Annotated in this window: 3 protein-coding genes; 2 read left to right on the forward strand and 1 reads right to left on the reverse strand. The window is 64.1% G+C overall.

Translation table 11 applies throughout. The annotated features are described in order from the left end of the window. On the reverse strand, positions 1–440 hold a 440-nt coding region (locus ACXJKH_RS17785; protein WP_457321314.1), incomplete at its 3' end, for a YggS family pyridoxal phosphate-dependent enzyme. 86 nt (positions 441–526) lie between these two features. On the opposite strand from ACXJKH_RS17785, the gene ACXJKH_RS17790 reads away from it, so the two are divergent. Both ACXJKH_RS17790 and ACXJKH_RS17795 read left to right on the forward strand, forming a co-directional pair. Next, entirely contained in the window at positions 527–1,564 is a 1,038-nt protein-coding gene (locus ACXJKH_RS17790; protein ID WP_256775698.1) for a type IV pilus twitching motility protein PilT, read from the forward strand. A gap of 51 nt (positions 1,565–1,615) precedes the next feature. Next, entirely contained in the window at positions 1,616–2,752 is a 1,137-nt protein-coding gene (locus ACXJKH_RS17795; RefSeq protein ID WP_256775699.1) for a PilT/PilU family type 4a pilus ATPase, read from the forward strand. The last annotated feature ends 272 nt before the right edge of the window (positions 2,753–3,024 follow it).

Raw genomic sequence — 3,024 nt, forward strand, 5'->3', positions numbered from 1 at the left:
GCGCTGATCGCTGCCGCCAACGCCGGCACCGCCTCGGGATCGCAGCCGTGCTTGCTGTCCTCGTCGTCGATGTTGACCTGGATCAGCACGTTCAGCGGGGCGAGGGCGGCGGGCCGATGCGCGGCCAGCGCCGTCACCAGTTTGGGCCGGTCCACGCTCTGCACCCAGTCGAAGTGCCGGGCGGCCAGCTCGGCCTTGTTCGATTGCAGGTGGCCGATCAGATGCCATTCCAGGCCCAAAGCGGCCAGCGCCTCGATCTTGCCCAGCGCTTCCTGCACGTAGTTCTCGCCGAACGCGCGCTGGCCCTGGGCGGCCAGTGCCGCCACCGCCTCGGCCGGTTGGGTCTTGGACACGGCCAGCAGGGCAGGGTCTGGCCGTCCGGCGGCGGCGGCTGCGTTGTGCAGGTTCAGCAAAATCGTCGGCAGGGGCAGCGCGGACACGGGCGTTTTCCGGTAGATCAGGAACGCTATACTGCCGCCCGGGGAAAGAACCTTCCAGTCGCAGCAGTCATGGGGAGTAGCAGCGCATGGATATCGCCGAACTGTTGGCGTTTTCCGTAAAGAACAAAGCGTCGGATCTTCATCTGTCGGCAGGCCTGCCGCCGATGATCCGCGTCGACGGCGATGTCCGTCGCATCAATATTCCGGCATTGGACCACAAGCAGGTACACGCGCTGGTCTACGACATCATGTCGGACAAGCAGCGTCGCGATTACGAGGAATTCCTCGAGGTCGACTTCTCGTTCGAGATTCCGTCGCTGGCACGTTTCCGCGTCAACGCCTTCAACCAGAACCGCGGCGCCGGTGCGGTATTCCGTACCATTCCGTCCGAAGTGCTGACGCTGGAAGACCTGAACACGCCGCCGATTTTCCGCGAGCTGATCGACCAGCCGCAGGGCCTGATCCTGGTCACCGGCCCGACCGGTTCGGGCAAGTCGACCACGCTGGCGGCGATGATCGACTACATCAACAAGAACGAATACGGCCACATCCTCACCGTCGAGGATCCGATCGAATTCGTGCACACCTCGCAGAAGTGCCTGATCAACCAGCGCGAAGTGCATCGCGACACGCACGGCTTCAACGAAGCGCTGCGCTCGGCCCTGCGTGAAGATCCCGACATCATCCTGGTCGGCGAATTGCGCGATCTGGAAACCATCCGCCTGGCGTTGACCGCCGCGGAAACCGGCCACCTGGTGTTCGGCACGCTGCACACCAGTTCGGCGGCCAAGACCATCGACCGCATCATCGACGTGTTCCCCGCCGGCGAAAAGCCGATGGTGCGCTCGATGCTGTCCGAGTCGCTGCGCGCGGTGATCTCCCAGGCCCTGTTGAAGAAGGTCGGTGGCGGGCGTACCGCCGCGTGGGAAATCATGGTGGGCACTCCGGCCATCCGCAACCTCATCCGCGAGGACAAGGTGGCGCAGATGTACTCGGCGATCCAGACCGGCCAGCAGATGGGCATGATGACCCTGGACCAGCACCTGCAGGACCTGGTCAAGCGCAGCCTGATCACCCGCAACCAGGCGCGCGAGTACGCCAAGGACAAGCGGATTTTCGAATAGTGGTAGTGCCGGCCGCTGGCCGGCTCCTGGAAACCTTCGGAGTACACCGCGATGAGCACCACCACCATCGACTTCACCTCGTTCCTCAAACTGATGGCGCATCAGAAGGCGTCGGACCTGTTCATCACCGCGGGCATGCCGCCGGCGATCAAGGTCAACGGCAAGATCTCGCCGATCACCCAGACCCCGCTGACGCCGCAGCAGAGCCGCGACATGGTGCTCAACGTGATGACGCCGGCGCAGCGCGAAGAGTTCGAAAAGACCCACGAATGCAACTTCGCCATCGGCCTGTCCGGTGTCGGTCGCTTCCGCGTGAGCTGCTTCTACCAGCGCAACCAGGTCGGCATGGTGCTGCGCCGGATCGAAACGCGCATCCCTACGGTTGAAGAGCTGAACCTGCCGCCGATCATCAAGACGCTGGCGATGACCAAGCGCGGCATCATCCTGTTCGTGGGCGCTACCGGTACCGGTAAATCCACCTCGCTGGCGGCAATGATCGGCTACCGCAACCACAACTCGACCGGGCACATCATCACCATCGAAGACCCGATCGAATTCGTGCACAAGCACGAAGGTTGCATCATCACCCAGCGTGAAGTGGGCATCGATACCGACAGCTGGGAAGCGGCGCTGAAGAACACCCTGCGCCAGGCGCCGGACGTGATCATGATCGGCGAAGTGCGTACCCGTGAGGGCATGGACCACGCCATCGCGTTTGCCGAAACCGGTCACCTGGTGCTGTGCACGCTGCACGCCAACAACGCCAACCAGGCGATGGATCGCATCATCAACTTCTTCCCCGAAGACCGCCGCAACCAGCTGTTGATGGATCTGTCGCTGAACCTCAAGGGCGTGGTCGCCCAGCAGCTGGTGCCCTCGCCGGATGGCAAGTCGCGCAAGGTCGCGATGGAGATCATGCTCGGCACGCCGCTGGTGCAGGACTACATCCGCGATGGCGAAATCCACAAGCTCAAGGAAGTGATGAAGGAGTCGGTGCAGCTGGGCATGCGTACCTTCGACCAGAGCCTGTTCGAGCTGTACCAGGCCGGCGAGATCAGCTACGAGGACGCCCTGCGTTACGCCGACTCGCAGAACGAAGTGCGCCTGCGCATCAAGCTGTCCCAGGGCGGTGATGCGCGCACGTTGTCGCAGGGCCTGGACGGGGTGGAGATCTCCGAAATGCGCTGAGGCCTCGGCCGCGTTCCCACGGCCAGCGGCAGGCGCGCGATCCTGCCCGTGGCCGACGCATGCCCACCCGCTGGCGGACGTAATTCTTCTCTGGCATAGTCGCGCCGCCCCCCGATCGGGGGCGCGGTACCGGCGGCCGCCGGCCCACAACCTGCCAGGCAAGACTGCATATGGACATGCACAACCCCTACAGCCCGCCGCGCCAGACGTTACCCTCGTCTGGTCAGCCGATGTCCGCGCCTCTGCCGCCGGACCAGCGTGCGGGGCTGCTG

This window comes from Stenotrophomonas sp. P5_B8 (assembly GCF_054049855.1).

Coding starts and splice junctions, on each gene's coding strand:
- ACXJKH_RS17790 (WP_256775698.1), top strand. CDS start 527: ATGGATATCGCCGAACTGTTGGCGTTTTCCGTAAAGAACAAAGCGTCG.
- ACXJKH_RS17795 (WP_256775699.1), top strand. CDS start 1,616: ATGAGCACCACCACCATCGACTTCACCTCGTTCCTCAAACTGATGGCG.